This window comes from Serratia sp. (in: enterobacteria) (assembly GCF_046715635.1).
Classification (GTDB): domain Bacteria; phylum Pseudomonadota; class Gammaproteobacteria; order Enterobacterales; family Enterobacteriaceae; genus Chania.
In genome coordinates, this window is sequence record NZ_JBKJYW010000095.1 from 1 (window position 1) to 21,490 (window position 21,490).

Here is a 21,490-nt window from a genome sequence, read left to right on the forward strand (position 1 = left end):
AATGCGTTGTGAGTGAGCATTCGCTGACAAAAACCGTGGATAGTGTAGATCGCCGCTTCGTCCATCTGGCGCTCGGCAGCCAGCAATTGCGCTGCGGCCTCAGGCAGATCGCCAATCTCCGCCATCAGGGCAGCAAACAGCGGATCTGAGCTATGCCCGCGTACACAGGCGATACGTAATGCGTGGATATTGCTGCGGATGCGGCCCCGGAGCTCCTCCGTTGCCGCTTCGGTAAAGGTCACCACCAGGATTTCTTCTACCGTGAGCGGCCGTGGAAACGCCGCTGCCTGGCCTAAGCCAAGCAGCAAGCGCAGATACAAAGCGCCGATAGTGAAGGTCTTCCCTGTCCCTGCCGAGGCCTCGATCAGCCGTTCACCAAACAGCGGTAACGTCAGTGGATCAAGCCGCTGAGGAACGCCTTTCGTCATGGCGTCGCCACTTTACGAGGCAGCGTTTTTTGCAGGGACGAGGCGTTAGGATAGGTCACCCAATCCTCACCCGGCGTTGCAAAATCGGCTTGCTGCTGGCTGCTGCCACTCACCTGCGACAACAGTGCCAAACCCTGTGGCTTAATCACCGCCTGCTGGAAATAATCCGCCAGTTTGGCAGGCGTCAGAATCTGTACCTGAGCGATCAGCTTTTCACGGGTATTGAAGGCGAAATTACCGCGATCGAAATCGCTACTGAAGCGGCTCGCTTCTTCACCCAGTGTCTGTGGACGCTGTTGCAGTTCATTGATCATCGCCTGTTTGTATTGGGCGAAATCGGCATCGCTCAACTCACGCAGGCGCTTTTCCGTCTTCGGGTAGAAATCTTGATAGCGCTGGTAGAGATAGGCTGGCTGTTTACTGTTGCTTTGCAGCAGGAAACCGATGCCCCATTGGCGGCCAACCGGCATCGCAAAGGAGAACACCGCATAGCCGAGCTGCTCTTGCGTACGCAATTGGCTGTAGAACCACGGCTGGATGATCTGCCCCAGCAATGAGCTGTACGCCATGCTGGTGACCTCGTCATATCCCGTTGGGACATACACCGCCGCCAGCGCCGAATCGGTGCTGCTGCCAGGGCGCTGCAAGTTGGCAAACTGGTTTTTGGCAATTACGACGTTTTCGCCGTGCCACCATTCCACACCGGTACAGCCCAGGCTGTGCTTCAGTGAAGAGGCCAGCGTGTCCACCTGTTGCTTGCTCATATTACCTACTACCAGCAACTCCGGCGTGGCCCCGGCCATCAGGCTGTCACGGTAAGCCAGCACGTCTTGCAACGTGATGGTTTTCAGCACTTCACGCCGTTCGCTGCGCTCGGAATAAGGCACGCGGGACAGCATCTGTACCGGCTGGATCGCCAGCTCAAAGGCTTTGCCCTTCTCGGCAGAATCCAACTGTTCCAGATACCAGGATTTCGCCTGATCCAACTGCTCTTGCGTTGGGGTAAAGCTGGAGTAGCCTTCAATCAATGAGGTCAACAGCTGTGGCAAGCGCTGGGTAAAACCATTGGCGCTAAACATCAGGCCATTATTGGGTGCGGTAGAGAAGCTAATCCCACCTACCGAGGCCTGATAGCTCAACTCATCTAGCGAGATTCCCGCCAGATAATCCATCAACGAGAACAGCACCTGATTACGTGCTGAATCCATGGTTTTGGCGTTACGCAAAGCTACCGTCACATCGGCCTTGGGTTCATCGGCAAAATAGCGGCTTGGCATATACAGCACCCGCAACCCTGGCTGGTTCACCACCATTTCCGGTTTGGTAAACTCATGTGAGGGCTTGTTCAGGGTAAACTCATCAGGAATATAAGGATTCAGCCCCGGTAAGGACAGCGTGATCCCCTTGCCTAACTGCTGCCATTTCTCGAAGCGTTCCGCGCTGATTTTCTCAACCTGATAAGGTGCCTCAACAAAGTAAGCCGTCTTGTTGTGTGGCTCATTCGGGCTGACAAACCAGATGCGCGCATTCTGTGGCGTCATCTGACCCAGGCGTTCAGCAATGGCTTTAGGATCGTAGCGATCGGCCAGGTACGGCGCATCCAGCGTATGCTCTACCGGTACGCGCAGCATAGTGTCCACCAGCCATTCGATATAATTCATGTCACGGGTAATCGACGGATAGCGGAAATCCAGATTCAGCACATGGGCGATCTCGTCAAAATAGCTTTGCTTGATCCCTTCGCCCTGCAGCATTTTCAGATAGCTGAAGATCGCTGCCACCACCTGGTCACGCTCTGCCAATCCCTTGTCGGTCAATGAAACGCTGATTGAGAACACGCCGCCGTTGCGATCGACCATCGGGTCGGCGCCAGCGTTGATGGCATCTGCCAGCCCCTGCTTCTGTAGCCAGTCGGAAAGCGTATTGGTGCTACGGTTACCAATCAGGTAGCTGATATAGGTATCGGTTTTGCTGCGAAACTCGGCGCTGTTGTTATCGATACGGAATTCGACCTTCAGCTGCTTGCGCGGCTGCGCAGGGACATAATGAATGATGATGCCCTGCTGCTCCGAGGTGACCGCCGGAACGGTGATCGGTGGCACTTTCGCATCGTGGTTCGGGATGCGGCCGAAGGTTTTGACCGCCAGCGCTCTCAGTTCAGGCAAGGATTGGTTGCTGTACAGCACTCCCTTCATCAGGTCGGCAGAATAATAACGATGATAAAAATTCGTGAGTTCTTCATGCAGCTTGCTGCCTGGCTTATCCTGCAAAGTCTCTAGGTTACCGCCAGAAAAACGTGCGCTAGGGTGAGCCGGATTGAGGGTTTCTGCCCCGACCTGCGCCATGCGCATACCGTCACGGGAGCGCGCCATCGTTAACTCGGCATTCACCGCGTTGCGTTCACGGTCCGCGTTGTCGGGATCCAGAATAGGTTCGGCAATGGCATCGGCCATGCGGTCGACAGCGGGTTCCAAAGCGTCGTTTTCGACTTCCAGATAATACGCAGTGCGGTAAGAGGCAGTGCTCGCGTTGTGGCTACCACCGTGCTTTTTCAAAAACTCCGAGAGGTTCTCGGGTTCTGGATAGCGCTTGGAGCCCATCAGCACCATATGTTCCAGGTAGTGAGCCAGGCCAAGTTGGCTGTTGGGATCTTCCAGCGAGCCTACCGGCAGCGCCAGGGCAGCCAGAGACTTTGGTGCCAACGCGTCGGACACCAGCAGCACGGTCATGCCGTTATCCAGCTTGATAGCCTGGTATTCACGCGGATCGTGATCGCTTTTGTTGATCTTTTCCGCCAGCGGTTGCCAGCCTTGTGCGGCCCAGCTTAACGGCGCCCAAAACATAGCCAATAACATCAACCCGGTAATGCGGGTCAACAGTCTGCGCATATCCAAAATAAACCCCTGTTCTTTGGCTGTCACGCCAACTCCCTGACGGTGACAGCACGGTGCAAAATGACACAACCGAAAGCGATGCCCAATGAAATTCAATTTCTAACTCAAAGCATTACGGTTTTAAACACTCAACTCACTATAGCCCACATCGTTGGGGGCGCAGCGTACGCCACTCTACAACGTATATGCCTATACGTTATGTAAGACCAGACTTAACCTCAATGGTTGAGCATAAAAGCGTAAATTTTTATCACCTTACGGCTACCTATGCCACCGAGGGAATGTTACCCAAGATTATTACGGGCCACGGGCAGCAGGTAACGCTCTGTTTCTTTCAGGATTTGTTCAAGGCGAACATTATCCATTTGGCGGAAAACGCGCTGGGTATAGGGATCTGCCCCCTCGCCCGGGACCCGCTGATCGCCCTGCCAGGCTTGCAGCAGCTTGGCACGCGCCTTGATCTGGACTTCTTCATCCCAGTCTATCTGCTGCGTTTGTGCCTGATAACATTGGCTCAACCAGGCCCAGCCGCTTTTATTGAGCAGCATCAGCGGCTGCGACAGGCCACGGCGGTAGCCCGCCACTAGCTCCGCCAACTGGGCGTAGGCCTCCTCGTTTGCTAGCGCAGCAAAGCGCCAGGCCGAATTCTTGCTGCCAAACATGCGGCTTTCCCCAATACCACCGACGCAGCAATACACCAGGTGCTCCAGCCAAAGTAAGATACCGTCTACGGCCGAAAGCGTTGCAGGCCGCCAGCGTAGCAAACCATCCTGCTGTACCTGATGCAACCAGCCGGTGATGCGCATGCCCGCAACGTCAATATCCAGCTCCAGGCTGCCATTCTCCTGGCGCTGTTCACGTATCCGCTCGGCCAGCTCCGCCATTTCTTCCTGCTGCTTTTGCCAGTAAATCTCGCCGAAAGCCCCGTAAGGTAATCCCCCTGATGCACGCACCCGTTGGTATAACTTGCCCGCGTCCTCCCCCTCGATCAGCGTGTTCAGCAATTGGCTGTTGAACTGATAGCGGCTGAGATTATCCAGCGTAAAAGGCTCGTCTTCCGGCAGTTCGGTCTCTTCCAGAATGAAGTTAACGCCAAGACGTAGCTGGAAGAAGGCTCGGATCGGGTGACGGTAAAAACGTAGCAATTCATCAAGAGAAACCTGGGTTTTCTCTTCTGCCTGCAGCGGTTGATTAAATTCCGGGTGTGCGGCGCCACGGCCATCCGCAGCCGCCAACCATTCAGCCGCATAGCTTTGCTCTTCACTCCCCGGCAGGAAGTTTTCGGCAGCAAACGGCATGCGGGCATGGCGTTTAAGCAAGTGCTCACCGACCCTGCGCGCGCTACCGTCTGCATCAAGCCCCTCATCACCGGGTAGGCAGTAACTTTGTTGCAGATATTCCAACAGTTCGGTGACCAATACCGAAGGATAGCGCTCACTGTTGTCCTGAATGGAGCGGCCAATAAAGCTGATATAAAGCCGCTGCTGAGCAGAAAGGATCGCCTCCAGGAACAGATAGCGGTCATCGTCACGGCGGCTGCGATCGCCCCGCTTTACCTGCTGCGCCATCAGGTCAAACCCCAGCGGCGGCAAGGTGCGGGGATAGACACCGTCGTTCATGCCCAACAGACAAACCACCTTGAACGGAATGGAACGCATGGGCATCAGCGTACAGAAGTTAATCTGACCAGCCAGGAAACGCTGGCTGATGCGTTGCTGATCAAGCCGTGCGGCCAGTTCATCACGTAACAGCGTCAACGGCACGGCATCAGGATAACGTGCCGCTAAGCCAAAGCTGGCCACTTTATGCCACTGCTCTTCGATTAACGCCAACGCCTCTTCCGTTTCACTGTCCGTCTCAAAGAAGCTATTGAGCAGTTGGCGGCACAGCGGCAACCATTCGGCTAACGGCCGCTCTTCACTGAGGATTTGCCGCCAACGGCTGAGTTGTGCCAGCAGATCGGCCAATTGCCCGGCCAGTTCGGCCACTAATCCACTCGACTCATCGTAAGGTAATACGCCCTGCCAATCTCCAGCGTTACTGTCCATGGCGTAGCCCAACAGCATCCGCGTTAGGCCAAACCGCCAGGTATGCTGCCCGGTTGCTGGCAGATCCAGCTCACGCACGTTGTCATCATCCAGCCCCCAACGGACCCCGGATTCCCCAGTCCAGTGGCGTAACAGGCTTAGCCCCTCTTCCTGGATCGAGAAACGCGCCGCCAGCGCGGGCACGTCCAACAGCGCCAGTACCTGCTCTGAGGTAAAGCGGCTTTGCGGCAGGTCCAGCAGGGAAATAAAGGCTTGCAGCGCCGGATGCGCCTGCCGGGCCTTGCGGTCGGAAATAGCAAACGGCAGATAGCGCCCGGCGGGGGCATTGCCAAACACCGCCTGAATATACGGGGTGTAGCTGTCAATATCCGCCACCATCACAATGATGTCGCGCGCAGTAAGTTGGGGATCTTCTGCCAGCATGGTCAGCAACCGATCGTGCAGCACCTCGACTTCGCGCTGCGGGCTGTGGCAGGCATGCAGACTGATGGAGCGATCCTGCGGATCGAGCAGGCGTTTATTGTCACTGCGCTCCAGGGTTTCCGGCGTGGTGCCGATCAGTGCATGATCTTCCAGCTCCAGCATGTCGTGCTGAATGGCGTGCAGCAAACTATCTGCCGGGATCTCGACAAAGGCATCCACTTCCTGCACCGCCTCCATCTGCGACAGTAAATACAGATGGTCACGTCCCAGCTTGCCCCAGGAAGCCAGCAGCGGGTTACTCAGTTGTTGTTCACCCTCAGCGTCAAATAGTTGGGCGGCCTGTTCTGGCTGACGGAACAAGCCTTGCTCCCGTGCCTGGTGATAGTGGCGGCGTTTGCGGCTCTGCAAGCGGGCCAGAAAGGCGTAGTCCTGAATGTCGCCCCAGTAATAGCGGCAGGGGTTGGTAAACATCAGGTGGATATCAATATGTTTACCCAAGGCCTGCAACGCTTCCAGGTAGATTGGCGGCAAGGCAGAAATCCCACAGATAAACAAGCGTGGCGGCAGCCCCGCAGGGCAATGAGTGGCATTTTCCAGGGCACTAATAAACCGGCGATATAAGTTGGCGCGGTGCCATTCAGGCTGTCCCAATTCGTGGGTATATTCCACCAGCCGATGCCATAGGGGAGCTTGCCAACTTTGCGCCTCTGCCAGCCCTTCTACTGCTTCCCCACGCTGCCAACTCTCCAGCCACTGCGGGCGATAAACCAGATACTGGTCAAACAAGTCGGCAACGCGGCCGGCGAGCTGGTGGATCTTGCGCTTGTCGGTGTCATCAGTCAGGTAATGCTGTAAAGGAGCAAACTCGGGCCGGGTCAGCATGCCTGGCAGTAGCCACATCAGCTTCCAGGTCATGGCATCTTTGCTAAAGGCGCTCTCTTTGGGAATGCCTGGCAAAACCTTGGTGAACATGTCCCAGATAAAGGTCGCCGGTAGCGGGAAAACGATATTCGCGGCAATACCAAACTGCTCGGCCAGTTGCATCTGCAACCATTGCGCCATGCCGGGACTTTGTACCAGCACCACTTCCTGTTGAAACGGATCGGCCAAAGGTTCTCTGGCTATCAGTGCGCTGGTCAGCGTTTTCAGCAGGTCCAACTGATTGGAATGATAAACCGTAAACATGAGGCTCCTTGGAAGCGAATAAAGTGCAATACCGACTACAGGCTAAACGTCCCCTCACCCTAACCCTCTCCCAAAGGGAGAGGGAACCGACCGAGAATACTTCGGCCAAAAGAGTCCTGGGCAAGTCCAACAACACCCGTGCTGCTGGCCGTAATTTCAGCAACCGAGTTCCCCCCTCACCCTAATCCACTCCCAAAGGGAGAGGGAACCGACCGAGAATACTTCGGCCAAAAGAGTCCTGGGCAAGTCCAACAACACCCGTGTTACTGGCCGTAATTTCAGCGACCGAGTTCCCCCTCACCCTAACCCTCTCCCAAACGGAGAGGGAACAGATCGAGAACACCTCGACCAATATAGAGAGGGATACCGATCAAGACGACTGACAAACCTCACCGGCCCACTACGTAGAGGCGCTACATGCAACGCCCGCGCTACTGCCCGCAATACCAGCGGCTGAGTTCAATCTGTTGGTGCAGCGGCGTTTGTATCTTCACCGTACGCCGCAGGCATGAGCCTTGCGCCTGGTGGGTTTCGACTTGGTAGTGCCAATTGGGCGGTAGCGATATAGCATGGTTTTTTTCGGCACCGGCACTGAATATTTCCAGCTGTTGGTGCGCCATAGACCAGGCCTGTCGATATTGCCACTGCCGTTGAAAAGCCTGCAACAGCACCTGCTGATATTGTAACAGCCCGAGCAGCGAGACGGCGAACAACAATGCCGCGATCAACACTTCGGGCAGGCTGAAACCCCGCTGAGATCGCCAGCCTGTCCGTTTATTCAGCACAGTCGCTTTCCCGCTTTTCCGGGCAAAAATCCAACCAGCCGCCTTTTTGCGCTTTCAGCAGGTGCCCACCCGCCCCGCCTTGCTGTGTAGCCAGTTGGTATAGCCACAAAGGTTCCGCTCCCGCGATATCCCCAGCCCCACGCACCATCACCAAACCGGTACGAACCGAGAGCCGGGCGCAGGCCTGCAAAGCCTCGCCGCTCATCTGCTGACAGGACCAATGGGTCGCTTGCAGAGACTCCCGTGGCCACGGCTGCGCCAGCCCCCAGCTTAGTGCCGAGGCAGCCTGGTTATAGGCCCGCAGGTATCGCTGCTGATCGACGGCCAGCAGAAGCGCACTGTCCAATTGCCTCTGCTGGGCGGTGAGCAACATTAAGCCCATCACCAGCAGCAACATCACCGCAGCCAATGTGCTGCCCCCCCGCTGCCTATCCATCTCTAAGGTGCCTCCATGCTGACCGCCCACTCCAGGCGGCGTTCTATATTTGCCCGCACCGTTGAGCGGCCATTCAAGGCAAACAACATCAAGGATTTGCCATCACGCCCGGCAATGTGGCTGACAGAGAAAGACTCAATCCGTACCTCTTCCTGATCGAGCAAACGTTCCCAGCCGCTGCCCTGGCACTGGGTCACGCCGCTTTGCCCCTCCAGCCCACCGCCCCGCAGACGGTAACCAAAATACTCGGCATCTCCACCACTTTCCCAATTGCCATTGCGGTTAAGATCGTAGGCCACGATCACACAGCTGCCCCGCGCTTCCCCCGCCGCATGACCAATCAGCAACGAACGCCCCTGACACTGCCCGGCACAAAACCCGCTACGGCGCAGATCCTTTTCAATCCCGAAAGCCAACTGACGTAACACCAGATCCAACCGATAATGACGGCCCATATCAACCGTCTGCTGACGCAGTACCGGTAAGGTTTTCGCCGCCGCCAATGCAATCAGGCTGCCGAAAGTCATCGCCAGCAGCACCTCTGGCAAGGTAAAGCCCTGTTCTAAGGTTCGCATAAGGGCAGGCTCCGAATGGCGGTTTCTTCGCTGCACAGCCGCAGCCGCCCTTTGGCAGAGAGCACCAGACGTATGCGTCCAGCCTGATTGCTCAGCAGGATATGCCCGGCCTGCGCATTGTTGCGCACCCCATAAAATCCCATCTCCTTTTGGGTATAACCTTGTAACTCCACATCCAGGTGTTCTGGGGTAAAGACCCGGTCCGCCACTGCAGTACAAGATGCCACCTGCGGGCCGCTGCCTATGCACCAGATTTTCCCAGACCGAAACCATAATAACGCGTTGCGGTTATGCCAGTTGGCATCGGCCTGTAAGCGCGTTAAAAAGGCCAGCAGTTGCTGGGCGGTCTGCTCCAGCCGCAGCGCCTGTTGATAGTGATGCCACTGGCTAACCCCCCAAGAGGTCAGCATCCCCGCCAGGACCATCACGATCATCAGTTCGATCAGCGTCAGGCCTTGCTGGTGTTCGGGGCTATTTTTATATCGGTTCATACGGCGAGTGTAATCGGCCAGAGGCACGATGAAAGGCACCTTTTCTCAGACTGGCAAATGATGCGCAGAATTTTTAGTTAGCGGGTAACAAGCTGGGGGAAATTGAGTACGGCTTCGCATTTTTGGCAATGCAGCACGGGCGCAGCATACGGCGCGCCTACTTTCCGTGGGATTAAGAAAGAGGGCCGGATACGGCCCTCAGCAAATCAGATAGCGACAGGAGCCTTGATCGGCGGGTGCGGATCGTAGCCTTCAATCTCAAAATCTTCAAAGCGGTAATCAAACAGCGAGGCTGGCTTACGTTTGATCACCAGCTTCGGCAACGCACGCGGCTCACGAGTTAATTGCAGCTGCGTCTGCTCCATGTGGTTGCTGTATAGATGGGTGTCGCCACCGGTCCAGACGAAATCACCCACTTCCAGATCGCACTGTTGCGCCATCATATGGACCAGCAAGGCATAGCTGGCAATATTGAACGGCAGGCCAAGGAAGACGTCGCACGAACGCTGATACAGCTGGCAAGAGAGTTTGCCGTCCGCCACATAGAACTGGAAGAAGGCATGGCAAGGTGCCAGCGCCATCTTGTCCAGCTCACCCACGTTCCAGGCAGAAACAATAATACGGCGCGAGTCCGGGTCCTGTTTCAACTGTTGCAACACGGTGCTTAGCTGGTCAATCTGGCGACCATCCGCCGCGCCCCAGGCACGCCATTGCTTACCATAGACCGGACCAAGATCGCCATTTTCATCGGCCCATTCGTCCCAGATGCTGACATTGTTTGCACGCAGATATGCCACGTTAGTATCGCCGTTCAGGAACCACAGCAGCTCATGAATGATTGACCTCAGGTGGCATTTCTTGGTGGTCACCAACGGGAAGCCTTCCTGCAGGTTGAAACGCATCTGGTGGCCGAAAATCGACAACGTGCCAGTGCCGGTACGGTCAGCTTTAGGGGTGCCCTCGGCGAGCACTTTGTTCATCAAATCCAGATACTGTTTCATTTTTCCTCACGACTGTTGTTGCTGTGGACGACGACGATACGCCCAGATCATCATCATAATACCGGCGAGCACCATCGGCACGGACAGGATTTGCCCCATGCTGATCACCCCGTCAAACAGGCCAAGCTGGGCATCCGGTTGGCGGAACGCCTCAACGATAATACGGAATGCGCCATAGCCAATCAGGAACAGGCCCGAGACGGCCCCCATCGGACGTGGTTTGCGGATAAACAGGTTCAGAATAATAAACAGCACGATGCCTTCCAGCACCATTTCATACAGCTGCGACGGATGACGTGGCAACACGCCATATTCGTTGAGCAGCGGCAGCAGTTGAGGATTAGCGGCAGCGATGGCGATATCTTCTGGACGCGAGCTTGGGAACAGCATGGCCCAGGGTGTATTGGTGGTGACACGCCCCCAAAGCTCACCGTTGATAAAGTTACCCAGGCGGCCAGCGCCCAGACCAAACGGGATCAGTGGAGCAATAAAATCAGAAACCTGGAAGAAGTTGCGCTTGGTGCGGCGGGCAAACCACAGCATCACCGCGATCACCCCGATCAGGCCGCCGTGGAATGACATACCGCCATCCCAGACTTTGAACAGGTAGAGCGGGTTATCCAGGAACAACGGCAGGTTGTAGAACAGCACATAACCGACACGGCCACCGATAAAGACCCCAAGGAAACCGGCATACAGCATGTTTTCCACTTCGTCTTTGGTCCAACCGCTGCCAGGCTTGTTCGCGCGGCGTACCGCCAACCACATGGCAAAAACAAAGCCAACCAGGTACATCAAACCGTACCAGTGCAAAGAGACCGGGCCGATAGAGAAAATTACCGGATCAAATTTTGGAAACGCCAGATAGCTAGTGCTCATCTATCACCACAATATGTCTGTTATTCATCCCCAAAACGGGGGCGGCAGGTGCCAAATGCGGTGCAAAGCCCGTGCAACGGGAGCACTGCATTGAGATGGCGCATCATAACATAGGCTTAACCACGTCCGGGCTTACCGGCAGGGAAAAGTTCTGTAAAAAAATCGGTCAACTCTTAACGGGTTGGGCTACGTCCAATCAACGGCCGCCGCGGATCAGCCCACCCATGCCGCGCCTTTCCATAAATGCTGCAACCTGGTGGCGGACCTCGGTGGTCATCTGGGCACTCAATACCCGCTGGGCCAGCCCTTGCGCATCTTCCAGTTCGATATGGCGCAACAGATATTTGATACGTGCGACGCTGCGCCCGTTCATGCTCAGATTACGGTAACCCATGCCCACCAGCAGCAGAGCGCCCATCGGGTCTCCCGCCAGTTCACCACACAGGCTGACTTGCAGCCCGGCCGCCGTTCCCTGATCGATGATCAGTTTCAGCACCTGTAACATCGCTGGATGCAGGCTGTCGTACAGCGAGGCAACGCGGGTATTATTACGATCCACCGCCAGCAGGTACTGGGTTAAATCGTTGGTTCCCACCGAGATAAAATCGACGCGTGCGGCCAGATAAGGGATCAGGAAGATCATCGACGGCACTTCCAACATGACGCCGATCCGCGGCTTGGGAATGTCGTATCCCAGCATCTCTTCCACTTCTCGCCCGGCGCGATCGATCAGGCGTTTGGCCTCGTCGATCTCTTCCAGGCTGGTGATCATGGGCAACAGGATCCCCAGATTGCCGGTTCCCGCATTGGCACGCAGCATGGCGCGCACCTGGATCAGGAAGATTTCTGGCTGATCCAGCGTAATGCGGATCCCTCGCCAACCGAGGCACGGATTTTCCTCGCTGATCGGCATGTAGGGCAGTTGTTTATCAGCACCGATATCCAGCGTACGCAGCGTCACTGGCTTGTGCGGATAGAAGAGTTGCAGCATGCCCTGATATTGCGCCACCTGCTCCTCTTCAGACGGGAAGCCACTTTGCAGCATGAACGGGATCTCGGTACGGTACAGGCCAACGCCGTCCACACGTGCGCCCAGCAGTTGCTCATGTTCCGGGCTAAGACCGGCGTTCAGCATCACCTGGATCCGCTCACCGCTTTTCAGCTCTGCGGGCTGTTCAACGTCATCTTCTGCCAGCTTGCTGAGTTCCAGCTCCTCGCTGATCAGACGTTGATATTCCTTCACCAGCACCGGTTCCGGATCGACCAGCAGCTCGCCGCGATAGCCATCAACAATCAGCATTCGCTGGGCCAACAGCGCAGGCTGGATATCTGCCCCCATCACCGTTGGCACGCCCATGGCCCGCACCAGGATCGCGGCATGGGAGTTGGCGGCACCGTCCCGTACTACCACGCCAGCCAAGCGATCCTGTGGCACTTCGGCCAACAGGGTCGCAGTCAGCTCATCGGCGACCAGCACAAAACGGGCAGGCCATTGGCTGGCCCCTTGGGTGGTATCGTCGAGGTGGAATAGCAAACGTTGGCCGAGCGCACGCAGATCGCTGGCACGCTCGCGCATGTAGGTATCTTGCAAGGCAGCAAACTGGGCTGCGAAGGCTTCAATCACCTGTTTTACCGCCCATTCGGCCACCGAACCGGCATCGATCTCCGCGTACAGTTCACGTTTGAGGCGGGCATCGTTGAGCAGGTGGGAATAGAGATCGAAGATCGCCGCGCTCTCTTTTTGCGAGCTGGCGCTAAAACGCTTACTGAAGCGGCGGAACTCTGCCCCAGCCTCTTCTAACGCCTGAGTCAGGCGTTCGCGCTCGCTGACGGTATCCAGCGTGGAGGCTTTATAAACCTGCTCAAGCGAAGGTTGGCTGCTGTCTAACCAGCCCTCCGCTACCGCCACACCAGGAGCCGCAGCCAGCGCCCGAATACGAGTCTGGCGATACTGGCCAAAAATGGCGTTTAGCTGCGATAGCGAAAGGATCCCGGCCATTTGGGTAGCCAGGGTAACCATGAAGGATTCTTCGCTTTCGTCAAACTGGCGCAGTTCACGCTGCTGCACCACCAACACGCCAAGCAGTTGGCGGCGATGAATGATCGGCACGCCAAGGAAGGATCGGAAACGATCCTCTTTGACCTGCGGAATATATTTGAAGCTGGGATGGCTCTGGGCGTCTGCCAGGTTGATCGGCTCTGCCCGCCGCCCAACCAGGCCGACGATGCCTTCGTCAAAGGCCAGGGCGATAGTTCGCCCACGGGGCTTTTTCAACCCGCGCGTCGCCATCAGGTAATAACAGCGGCGGTCGTTGTCTGCCAGATAGATGGAGCAGACTTCGGTGTCCATCGCCAGACAGGTTTCATTGACCAAAAGATCCAGCGCATCTGTCAGACTGGCCGCCGCGGCCACTTTCTCAACAATTTCTCGCAAGCGCGTGAGCATAGTCGGTTTGACTTAACCTCTTTTTCGGCGATAAGCAGGAGGTTGCCGCTGCGCTGCCAGTTCCTGCATTGGCATGACGGTTGCGGCAAACTCTTTCATAACCCGGCGGTACACGTCGCGTTTAAACGACACCACCTGGCGCACCGGATACCAGAAGCTCACCCAACGCCAGCCGTCAAACTCCGGCGTACTGCTGCGCTGCATGTTGATATCCGCGTCATTGCACATTAACTGCAGCAGAAACCATTTCTGCTTTTGGCCGATACAAACCGGCTTTGTGTCCCAACGCACCAAACGTTTTGGCAATTTATAGCGCAACCAGTTGCGGGTTGAGGCCAGGATACGCACATCCTTTTTACTCAGCCCCACTTCTTCGAACAGCTCACGGTACATCGCCTGCTCAGGCGTTTCGCCAGGGTTTATTCCCCCTTGGGGAAACTGCCAGGAGTGCTGACCGTAACGGCGGGCCCATAGGACCTGCCCCTGACGATTACAGATTACGATACCAACATTCGGGCGGTAGCCATCATCATCGATCACCGGACTACCTCGATAAGCATAAATTCGTATTGATAACCTGATTGTTTCACACAAGCCACAGGCGGTAAACCACTGCTTTGCAGCGCCGTCGATCGGATAACATTGGGATAACTCACAGATAATGGCAAAGTTATAAACATGTAACGAGGTTCAAGGGCGGTTTTATTCACTTTTTCTGTGGATAGGTGTGTGAAGAACTCTAGGGATAAGCCGGGAAAACTCGATTGAACTTAAAATCCGCCGTATTTTTACTTTTTTATTATTCCTTTAAATACAATGCAATAATGACTTAAAAGCAGTTATGAACAGGGTAAAAATGTGATCTATGCACGCTTTGGATCTTTCTCTGGCGAAAGATCCACCAATGCGGATTTTATCCACAGATTATTATACCCAGTGACCTATAAAACCGCCAAATTCGCAAAAAACGCCCCGCGTCAAGGCTGTAAATCAAACCAGTGATCGGCAAAAAGTTGGGTTATCCCAAAAATCTGTGGATAAATAGGTGTAAGATCCTGTTTATTGTCGGTGGCTACAGGTGCACAACCCCGCACTGAAAACTTTCTACCGCGATTTGGTTGGCAAAAAGTCATGCAAAATCATGCTACTATTGTTGTTTTCCCCAGCCTGCTTTTCCCTTTTAAGGCTGTGAGTAAATTCGGTACGTTTTTTAACCAGAATTCATAGGTCTGATTTATGACGTGTTTATCCCCGCTGCCACCAAAAAACGAGCAGCAATTATTGGCCCGTGCCCAGGCGCTGGCTGGCTATAACCTTGGCGAACTGGCAGCCCGCGCGCAGGTCAGCATTCCCAAGGATCTCAAACGGGATAAAGGTTGGGTCGGCATGCTGCTGGAGCTGTATCTGGGTGCCATGGCGGGCAGCAAACCTGAACAAGATTTCCCGGAGCTGGGCATTGAGCTGAAAACCATCCCGGTCGACGCCACCGGTAACCCGCTGGAAACCACTTTCGTCTGCGTAGCCCCACTCACAGGGAATAGCGGCGTGACCTGGGAAAGCAGCCACGTACGCCACAAACTGGCACGCGTGCTGTGGATCCCGGTTGAGGGCGAACGACACATCCCGTTGGCACAGCGCCGCGTAGGCTCTCCGCTGCTGTGGCAGCCCAATCAAGAAGAAACCGAGATGCTGCGCCGAGATTGGGAAGAGCTGATGGATCTTATCGTGCTCGGCCAGGTTGAGCGGATCACCGCCCGCCATGGCGAAGTGCTACAGCTGCGGCCAAAAGCGGCCAACAACAAGGCATTGACCGAAGCCACCGGCGAACAGGGTCAGCCGATCCTTACCCTGCCGCGCGGCTTCTATCTGAAGAAAAACTTCACCCGAGCGCTGCTGGCCAGGCACTTTACGCTTTGATTAACCCTCCGCCCCTGTTTTCGCTGTCATTTCTCCTTTCATAGATGGGAAACGTCCGAAGGGCATCTTTGGCATAGTTTGCTACTCTATTAGGACAATTATTCCAGGTATATAAGGTGTTCGGCATGAAAAAGTGGGTAATGGCTATTTCCGCCCTGATGATGGTCGTCGGATTAGCGGGTTGTTCCAGCGACTATGTGATGGCCACCAAAGACGGCAATATGATCCTCACCCAGGGTAAGCCTAAAATCGATAAGGATACCGGCCTGATCAGCTATCAGGACGAGCAGGGCAACCAACGCCAGATTAACGGCGATCGGGTCTCGCAGGTTATCGAGCGTTAATCCCAGCCCCCGCATCTTCCTTACCCCTGACGGATTATCAATCAGGGGTTTAGCCCGTCAGTTATAATCCTCTTTCACCATCTGCCACGCTTGGTTATAGTCAAGTAAGGCGTGTTACGCCGTTGGATCTCTGGCTTCTGTTTTAGCGGGCATCACGCCCGTAAGCGCTAACATTGAAGGAAGGCCGTTAATGCAATACCACCGTATTCCCCACAGTTCTTTAGAAGTGAGCGTGCTGGGACTGGGCACCATGACCTTTGGCGAACAAAACAGCGAAGCCGATGCCCACGCACAGCTGGATTATGCATTAGCCGCTGGCATCAACCTGATTGATACTGCAGAGATGTATCCGGTACCGCCGCGCCCGGAAACGCAGGGGCTGACAGAGCAATATATTGGCAGTTGGATCAAAGCGCGCGGCAACCGCGATAAAATCGTGCTGGCAAGCAAGGTCTCCGGGCCGATCCGGGGTAATGACGCAGGAATTCGCCCGCAGCAGGCGTTGGATCGCAAAAATATCCGCGCCGCCCTCGACGCCAGCCTGAAACGGTTAAACACCGATTATCTGGATCTGTACCAGCTACACTGGCCACAGCGCACCACCAACTGTTTCGGCAAGCTCAATTATCAGTACACCGATGAGAAAGCCACCATCCCACTGTTGGAAACCCTGGAAGCGTTAACCGAGCAGGTCCGTGCCGGCAAAATTCGCTATATCGGCGTCTCTAACGAAACCCCTTGGGGCGTGATGCGCTACCTGCAACTGGCAGAAAAACACGAACTACCGCGTATCGTCTCGATCCAGAACCCCTACAGCCTGTTAAACCGCAGCTTTGAGATTGGTCTGGCAGAGATCAGCCAACATGAAGGCATCGAACTGTTAGCCTATTCCAGCCTGGCTTTCGGTACGCTGTCCGGCAAATATCTCAACGGTGCCAAACCGGCCGGGGCGCGCAACACCCTGTTCAGCCGCTTTACCCGCTACTCTTCAGCACAGAGCCAGGCGGCGATCGCCGAATACGTGGCGCTGGCGAAAAAGCACGGTTTGGACCCTTCACAGATGGCATTGGCATTCGTGCGCCAGCAGCCGTTCGTTGCCAGCACCTTGCTGGGTGCCACCACGCTGGAGCAGTTGAAGATAAATATCGACAGTTTTGACGTGGTGTTGAACGAGGAAGTGTTGCAGGCTCTGGAAGAGATCCACAGCCGCTTCACCATTCCAGCACCATAAAGAACATAGGGGCACAGCATGCTGTGCCCCTATGCATCAAGCCGTTAGGCTTTCGAGCGGAACTGAGATATCCACAGTACGGTGATGGCAAGGCCGAACACGACGCCAAAACCGATCCCGACGCCGATCACCGGTACGCCTAATTTGACCACCAAAGAGTAGAGGCCAAGCATCAGCAACATGGCGGTGTTTTCACCCAGGTTCTGTACCGCAATGGCGTTCCCCGCCCCAACGGAGCGTTTACCCCGCTCTTGCAACAGCGCATTCAGCGGCACCACAAAGAAGCCACCCAGCACACCAATCACCAACAGTACGCCATAAGCATTCAGCATGCTGGTTTGCACGGCAAAGAAGGCCACGGCGATGCCGATCAGGATCCCGGCAGGCATACAGCGCTTAACCGTTTCCAGCGTCACAAAGCGGGCTGCCGCCCCGGCCCCGACCACGATACCTATTGCCACCATCGCGTTGAGCATGGTTGGCGTGGCGTTATCGCTAATGCCCAGCGCCACCGGCACCCACAGCACCAACAGGAAGCGCAGGGTAACCCCAGCGCCCCAGAACAGGCTGGTACCAATCAGTGAGAAACGGGTTTGCCCATCGCGCCACAGCACCACGCAAGCGTTGAAGAAAGTGCTCCCCATGACGCGTGGGTGCCAGGAGGCTACCTTATGGGCAACAGGCAAGCGCGGGATATACAGGTTGGCAACGACTGCCGCGCCGTAAACCACGGCACACACCGCCAGTGCAGCTACAATATGCCAGTCTGCCAGCAGGCCACCGGCTACCGAGCCCACCAGGATGGCGGCAATGGTGGAAGCTTCCATCAGCCCATTGGCCTTCACCAGCTTATCGCCGCTGGTGATCTCACCCAGAATGCCGTACTTCGCCGGTGAATAAGCCGCCGCCCCGATGCCGACCAGGGTATAGCCCAAGAACGGGTTCAGCCCAAAGCAGATCACCAGCGCACCGGCCAGCTTCAGGCCGTTGGCGACCATCATCACCCGGCCTTTGGAGAAGCTGTCAGCGATCTGGCCCACAAACGGAGCCAGGATGATATAGGTGGCAACAAAGGCCATTTGCAGTATCGGTTGGCTCCAATCAGGGTACATTTGCTGTTTGATCAGCGCCAGGGTAGCAAACAGCAAGGCGTTATCGCCGAAGGCCGAGAGAAACTGGGCACAGATCACCGCGATCATTGAACGTGACAGCAGTGGGGAATCAGTTGCATTCATTATGCCTTCTCCGGCTGTTCAGCCATTTGGCGCAAAGTAACGAAATCCGGTTTACCGCTGCCCAATAACGGCAACGCCTTCACCAGGCGAATATCACGTGGCACCGCCAGTTCTGGAGTGCCCTGCTCACGAGCCACCCGCAGCAAGCTATCACGGGTAATGCTGGCGTCGTTGGTGAATAACACCAGCGCTTCGCCCTTACTGCTGTCGCTTTTCACCGTGGCCGCATGCAGCCCTTCCGGTGACAGGCGCACCGCCAACTGCTCCACACTCTCCAGCGAGATCATTTCCCCCGCCAGTTTGGCAAAGCGCTTCACGCGGCCACGAATGGTGCAATAGCCCTGTTCGTCGAAGCTGACAATATCACCGGTATCGTACCAGCCAGCTTGCAGCACGCCGTTTTCGTCCTCGGCTGCCGGAGCCTCCAACTCGCCTGGGCGCTCAACCCGCAGGTAGCCCTTCATGATGTTCGGGCCTTTCAATTGCAGGCGGCCGCCGTTATCAATCCCGGCCATTTTGATCAAACGTGCTTCCATCTGCGGCATAATGCGGCCTACGGTGCCAACTTTGGCCGCCAGCGGCACATTGATCGACACCACCGGAGCGCACTCCGTAACGCCGTAGCCTTCTAAAATACGAATGCCGTATTTGTCCTGATAAATCTGTTTGGTACTTTCGGCCAGCTTCTCGGCCCCGGCCACCACGTAGCGCAGGCGGGCAAAATCGTAAGGATGAGCGAAGCGTGCGTAGTTGTTGAGGAAGGTCGCTGTACCAAACAGCACGGTGCAGTTACGGTCATACACCAGTTCCGGCACCACGCGATAATGCAGCGGGCTTGGGTAGAGGAATACCCGGCTACCGGTCATCAACGGGGTGATCAACCCAACCGTCAGGCCGAAAGAGTGAAACAACGGCAGCGAAGACATAAAGCGATCGCGCGGGGTGAAATCCGCAATGGTTCGGATCTGCTCAACGTTGGCCAGCAGGCTGGCATGGGAATGCACCACGCCCTTCGGATGGCCTTCCGAGCCGGAAGTAAACAGGATCAGCGCGGCATCCTCTGGCTGCTGTGGCACCATTGCCTTATGTGGCTGGAACAGGTGACGCAGGATCCACAGCTTGTCGTCCCGGGTGACGGTATCTTTCAAGTCTTCCAGATAGACCCAGTTGGCTTCCGGCACCTGTTCTGGCAGATGCGTCAGTTTGCCCTTCTCCAGGAACTGGCGTGAGGTGACGATGGTTTTAATGGTGGCCGCAGTCATCGCGCTTTTCAGCCCATTCACACCGGCAGTGTAATTGAGCATGGCCGGAATACGGCCCCGCAATGAAGCGCCAAAAATGGCGGCAGCGGTAATAGTGGCATTGGGCAACAGCAGGCCAACATGCTCTTTCGGCGCGGTAAAGCGCTCCAGGATGCGGCTGACGCCCAGCGATTTTTTGAGCAGCGTATGATAGCTGTCTTCCTTGAAGCCCACGTCTTCGATGCAGGGCTTGAAACGGCCATAACGATGCTGAGCGGCCAACAGCGCGCCAAACAGGGTTTGCGGTTTGAGGGTATCCATGCGCGCCTGCATCATGATCTGATGCAGCCGGTCACCGGCCAACTGCCGGCGTTGACTGGCTTTTGGCGCATCCGGCATCGGTAAGGTGGTGGGCGGCAGAATGCTGATGGTGGTCTGTGGGAAGGCGCGGAGTTTATACACCCCGGCCATACGGCCAAACACGCTGAACTCCGGGCCATCAATACGTACCGGCACGATGGTGGCACCAGATTTGGCGGCGATAAAGGCCGCCCCGTCGTAGACCTTCATCAATGAGCCGGTCACCGTAATGCGCCCTTCCGGAAACACCACGATCGGCCTGCCCTGCTCAACCATGCGCACCAGATGCTTGATGGCCATCGGTTTGGTGGGATCCAGTGGCACGAAGTCGATATAAGGTTTCAACCAGCGCATAAACCAGCGTTCGGAAATGCTGGAGTACACGGCAAACACCGGTTTAATCGGTAAGAACAACGCCAGCAGCGCGCCATCCATGAAAGAAACGTGATTCGGGGTGATCAGCAGTTTCTGCTGCTCAAAATGCTTGGCGTCGCCTTCGACACGAACACGAAACATCAGACGAAACAGTGCACGTAACACGGTATATATCATCCCACTCTCCCTCGGGGTTGATGGCCTTAAAAATTGTCTGAGGGAAGAATACTATACGGCAGGCAAAAAAAAACCTACGCATCCGCGTAGGTTGGTGCAATTGAAAATGGCTTCAACATACAGAGTATGCCGATTGCTCACCAATCAATACCTCTGGGACTGTCAATTTACCCCGCCACGCCAAACTCTCGCCAGCGGCCAATCGCAACAGTCAGGCGCAAAGTGTAACCAGCGATGTAGTTTTGCCTTTGATAGACATGGTTATTCTTGTTGCTTGCTCAATGCCTAGACCCTGCGATGTAGGGGCGCTGCACGCTGCGCCCATTAAAAATGGATCCGCTTGGGGCAAAAGGTGAATTTAAAAACCATAAATGCAACGCTCACCACAAGTTAGCGATACCAGCCCTTGCGGCGCGCGATTTTTTCCGCAAAACTGAGGGATGTAAGCGATTACCCAGGAAGTGTTGCAGATATGGCCACGATTAAGGATGTTGCCAGGCTGGCGGGTGTTTCCGTCGCCACGGTATCCCGCGTAATAAATAACTCCCCGAAAGCCAGCGAAAGTTCACGTACCGCCGTGCTGGCCGCCATGGAGGGATTGCAGTACCACCCCAACGCCAATGCCCGCGCGCTGGCACAGCAATCCACCGAAACCCTGGGCCTGATTGTCTCTGACGTTTCCGATCCCTTCTTCGGTGCGATGGTGAAAGCCGTGGAGCAGGTGGCCTACGCCACTCATAATTTTTTGCTGATTGGTAACGGTTACCACAATGCTGAAAAAGAGCGCCAGGCCATTGAGCAACTGGTACGCCATCGCTGCGCGGCATTGGTGGTGCACGCCAAGAAGCTGACCGACGATGAGCTGACCGTCTGGATGCGCCAGATCCCAGGAATGGTGCTGATCAACCGTACGCTGCCTGGGTTTGAGCCCCGCTGCGTAGCGCTTGACGATCGCTACGGTGCCTGGCTGGCCACCCGCCATCTGATCCAGCAGGGCCACCAGCGGATCGCCTTCATCT

General features: G+C 55.9%; 17 protein-coding genes. 4 read left to right on the forward strand and 13 right to left on the reverse strand.

Translation table 11 applies throughout. The annotated features are described in order from the left end of the window. The 11 genes from ACLQ7H_RS04570 to rppH form a co-directional block, all read right to left on the reverse strand. A partial coding sequence (locus ACLQ7H_RS04570; protein WP_411751645.1) for a UvrD-helicase domain-containing protein occupies positions 1-428 on the reverse strand: 428 nt, incomplete at its 3' end. After that, positions 425-3,316, reverse strand: a complete 2,892-nt coding sequence (ptrA, locus tag ACLQ7H_RS04575) for a pitrilysin (protein ID WP_411751657.1) — start codon at positions 3,314-3,316, stop codon at positions 425-427. The genes ptrA and ACLQ7H_RS04570, both read right to left, overlap by 4 nt. A gap of 290 nt (positions 3,317-3,606) precedes the next feature. After that, positions 3,607-6,978 (reverse strand): exodeoxyribonuclease V subunit gamma, encoded by a 3,372-nt coding sequence (gene recC, locus ACLQ7H_RS04580; RefSeq protein WP_411751646.1) that lies wholly within the window; start codon positions 6,976-6,978, stop codon positions 3,607-3,609. Positions 6,979-7,409: 431 nt separating this feature from the next. After that, positions 7,410-7,763 (reverse strand): prepilin-type N-terminal cleavage/methylation domain-containing protein, encoded by a 354-nt coding sequence (locus ACLQ7H_RS04585; protein ID WP_411751647.1) that lies wholly within the window; start codon positions 7,761-7,763, stop codon positions 7,410-7,412. Beyond that, positions 7,753-8,199, reverse strand: a complete 447-nt coding sequence (locus ACLQ7H_RS04590) for a YgdB family protein (RefSeq protein ID WP_411751648.1) — start codon at positions 8,197-8,199, stop codon at positions 7,753-7,755. Before ACLQ7H_RS04590 ends, ACLQ7H_RS04585 begins: the two co-directional genes overlap by 11 nt. A gap of 2 nt (positions 8,200-8,201) precedes the next feature. Next, complete coding sequence (locus ACLQ7H_RS04595) at positions 8,202-8,774, reverse strand: prepilin peptidase-dependent protein (protein ID WP_411751649.1); 573 nt, start codon at positions 8,772-8,774, stop codon at positions 8,202-8,204. After that, entirely contained in the window at positions 8,762-9,265 is a 504-nt protein-coding gene (locus ACLQ7H_RS04600; protein ID WP_411751658.1) for a prepilin peptidase-dependent protein, read from the reverse strand. The genes ACLQ7H_RS04595 and ACLQ7H_RS04600 overlap by 13 nt, the downstream gene beginning before the upstream one ends. A gap of 206 nt (positions 9,266-9,471) precedes the next feature. Then, positions 9,472-10,266: a thymidylate synthase gene (gene thyA, locus ACLQ7H_RS04605; protein WP_411751650.1), complete on the reverse strand. Its 795-nt coding sequence runs from the start codon at positions 10,264-10,266 to the stop codon at positions 9,472-9,474. Positions 10,267-10,272: 6 nt separating this feature from the next. Beyond that, a complete protein-coding gene (gene lgt, locus ACLQ7H_RS04610; RefSeq protein ID WP_411751651.1) occupies positions 10,273-11,145 on the reverse strand; it encodes a prolipoprotein diacylglyceryl transferase in 873 nt (290 codons plus the stop codon). 196 nt (positions 11,146-11,341) lie between these two features. Continuing rightward, positions 11,342-13,591 (reverse strand): phosphoenolpyruvate--protein phosphotransferase, encoded by a 2,250-nt coding sequence (gene ptsP / locus ACLQ7H_RS04615; protein ID WP_411751652.1) that lies wholly within the window; start codon positions 13,589-13,591, stop codon positions 11,342-11,344. A 12-nt stretch (positions 13,592-13,603) separates the two neighbouring features. Next, positions 13,604-14,131: an RNA pyrophosphohydrolase gene (rppH, locus tag ACLQ7H_RS04620; protein WP_021179868.1), complete on the reverse strand. Its 528-nt coding sequence runs from the start codon at positions 14,129-14,131 to the stop codon at positions 13,604-13,606. Between the two features lie 696 nt (positions 14,132-14,827). Here rppH and mutH point away from each other — a divergent pair. The 3 genes from mutH to ACLQ7H_RS04635 all read left to right on the forward strand — a co-directional run bounded on the left by mutH (position 14,828) and on the right by ACLQ7H_RS04635 (position 17,083). Continuing rightward, complete coding sequence (gene mutH, locus ACLQ7H_RS04625) at positions 14,828-15,508, forward strand: DNA mismatch repair endonuclease MutH (RefSeq protein WP_411751653.1); 681 nt, start codon at positions 14,828-14,830, stop codon at positions 15,506-15,508. A gap of 125 nt (positions 15,509-15,633) precedes the next feature. Further along, positions 15,634-15,852: a YgdI/YgdR family lipoprotein gene (locus ACLQ7H_RS04630; protein WP_411751654.1), complete on the forward strand. Its 219-nt coding sequence runs from the start codon at positions 15,634-15,636 to the stop codon at positions 15,850-15,852. Positions 15,853-16,042: 190 nt separating this feature from the next. Beyond that, positions 16,043-17,083 carry an NADP(H)-dependent aldo-keto reductase gene (locus ACLQ7H_RS04635; protein WP_021179864.1) on the forward strand — a complete coding sequence of 347 codons (1,041 nt, stop codon included), beginning with the start codon at positions 16,043-16,045 and terminating at the stop codon, positions 17,081-17,083. A 44-nt stretch (positions 17,084-17,127) separates the two neighbouring features. Here ACLQ7H_RS04635 and lplT read toward each other — a convergent pair whose 3' ends face one another. Both lplT and aas read right to left on the reverse strand, forming a co-directional pair. Further along, a complete protein-coding gene (gene lplT, locus ACLQ7H_RS04640) occupies positions 17,128-18,318 on the reverse strand; it encodes a lysophospholipid transporter LplT (protein WP_161738716.1) in 1,191 nt (396 codons plus the stop codon). Continuing rightward, positions 18,318-20,471 (reverse strand): bifunctional acyl-ACP--phospholipid O-acyltransferase/long-chain-fatty-acid--ACP ligase, encoded by a 2,154-nt coding sequence (aas, locus tag ACLQ7H_RS04645; protein WP_411751655.1) that lies wholly within the window; start codon positions 20,469-20,471, stop codon positions 18,318-18,320. The genes lplT and aas overlap by 1 nt, the downstream gene beginning before the upstream one ends. A gap of 472 nt (positions 20,472-20,943) precedes the next feature. Between aas and ACLQ7H_RS04650 the strand changes: the two genes are divergently transcribed. Further along, a partial coding sequence (locus ACLQ7H_RS04650) for a LacI family DNA-binding transcriptional regulator (RefSeq protein ID WP_411751656.1) occupies positions 20,944-21,490 on the forward strand: 547 nt, incomplete at its 3' end.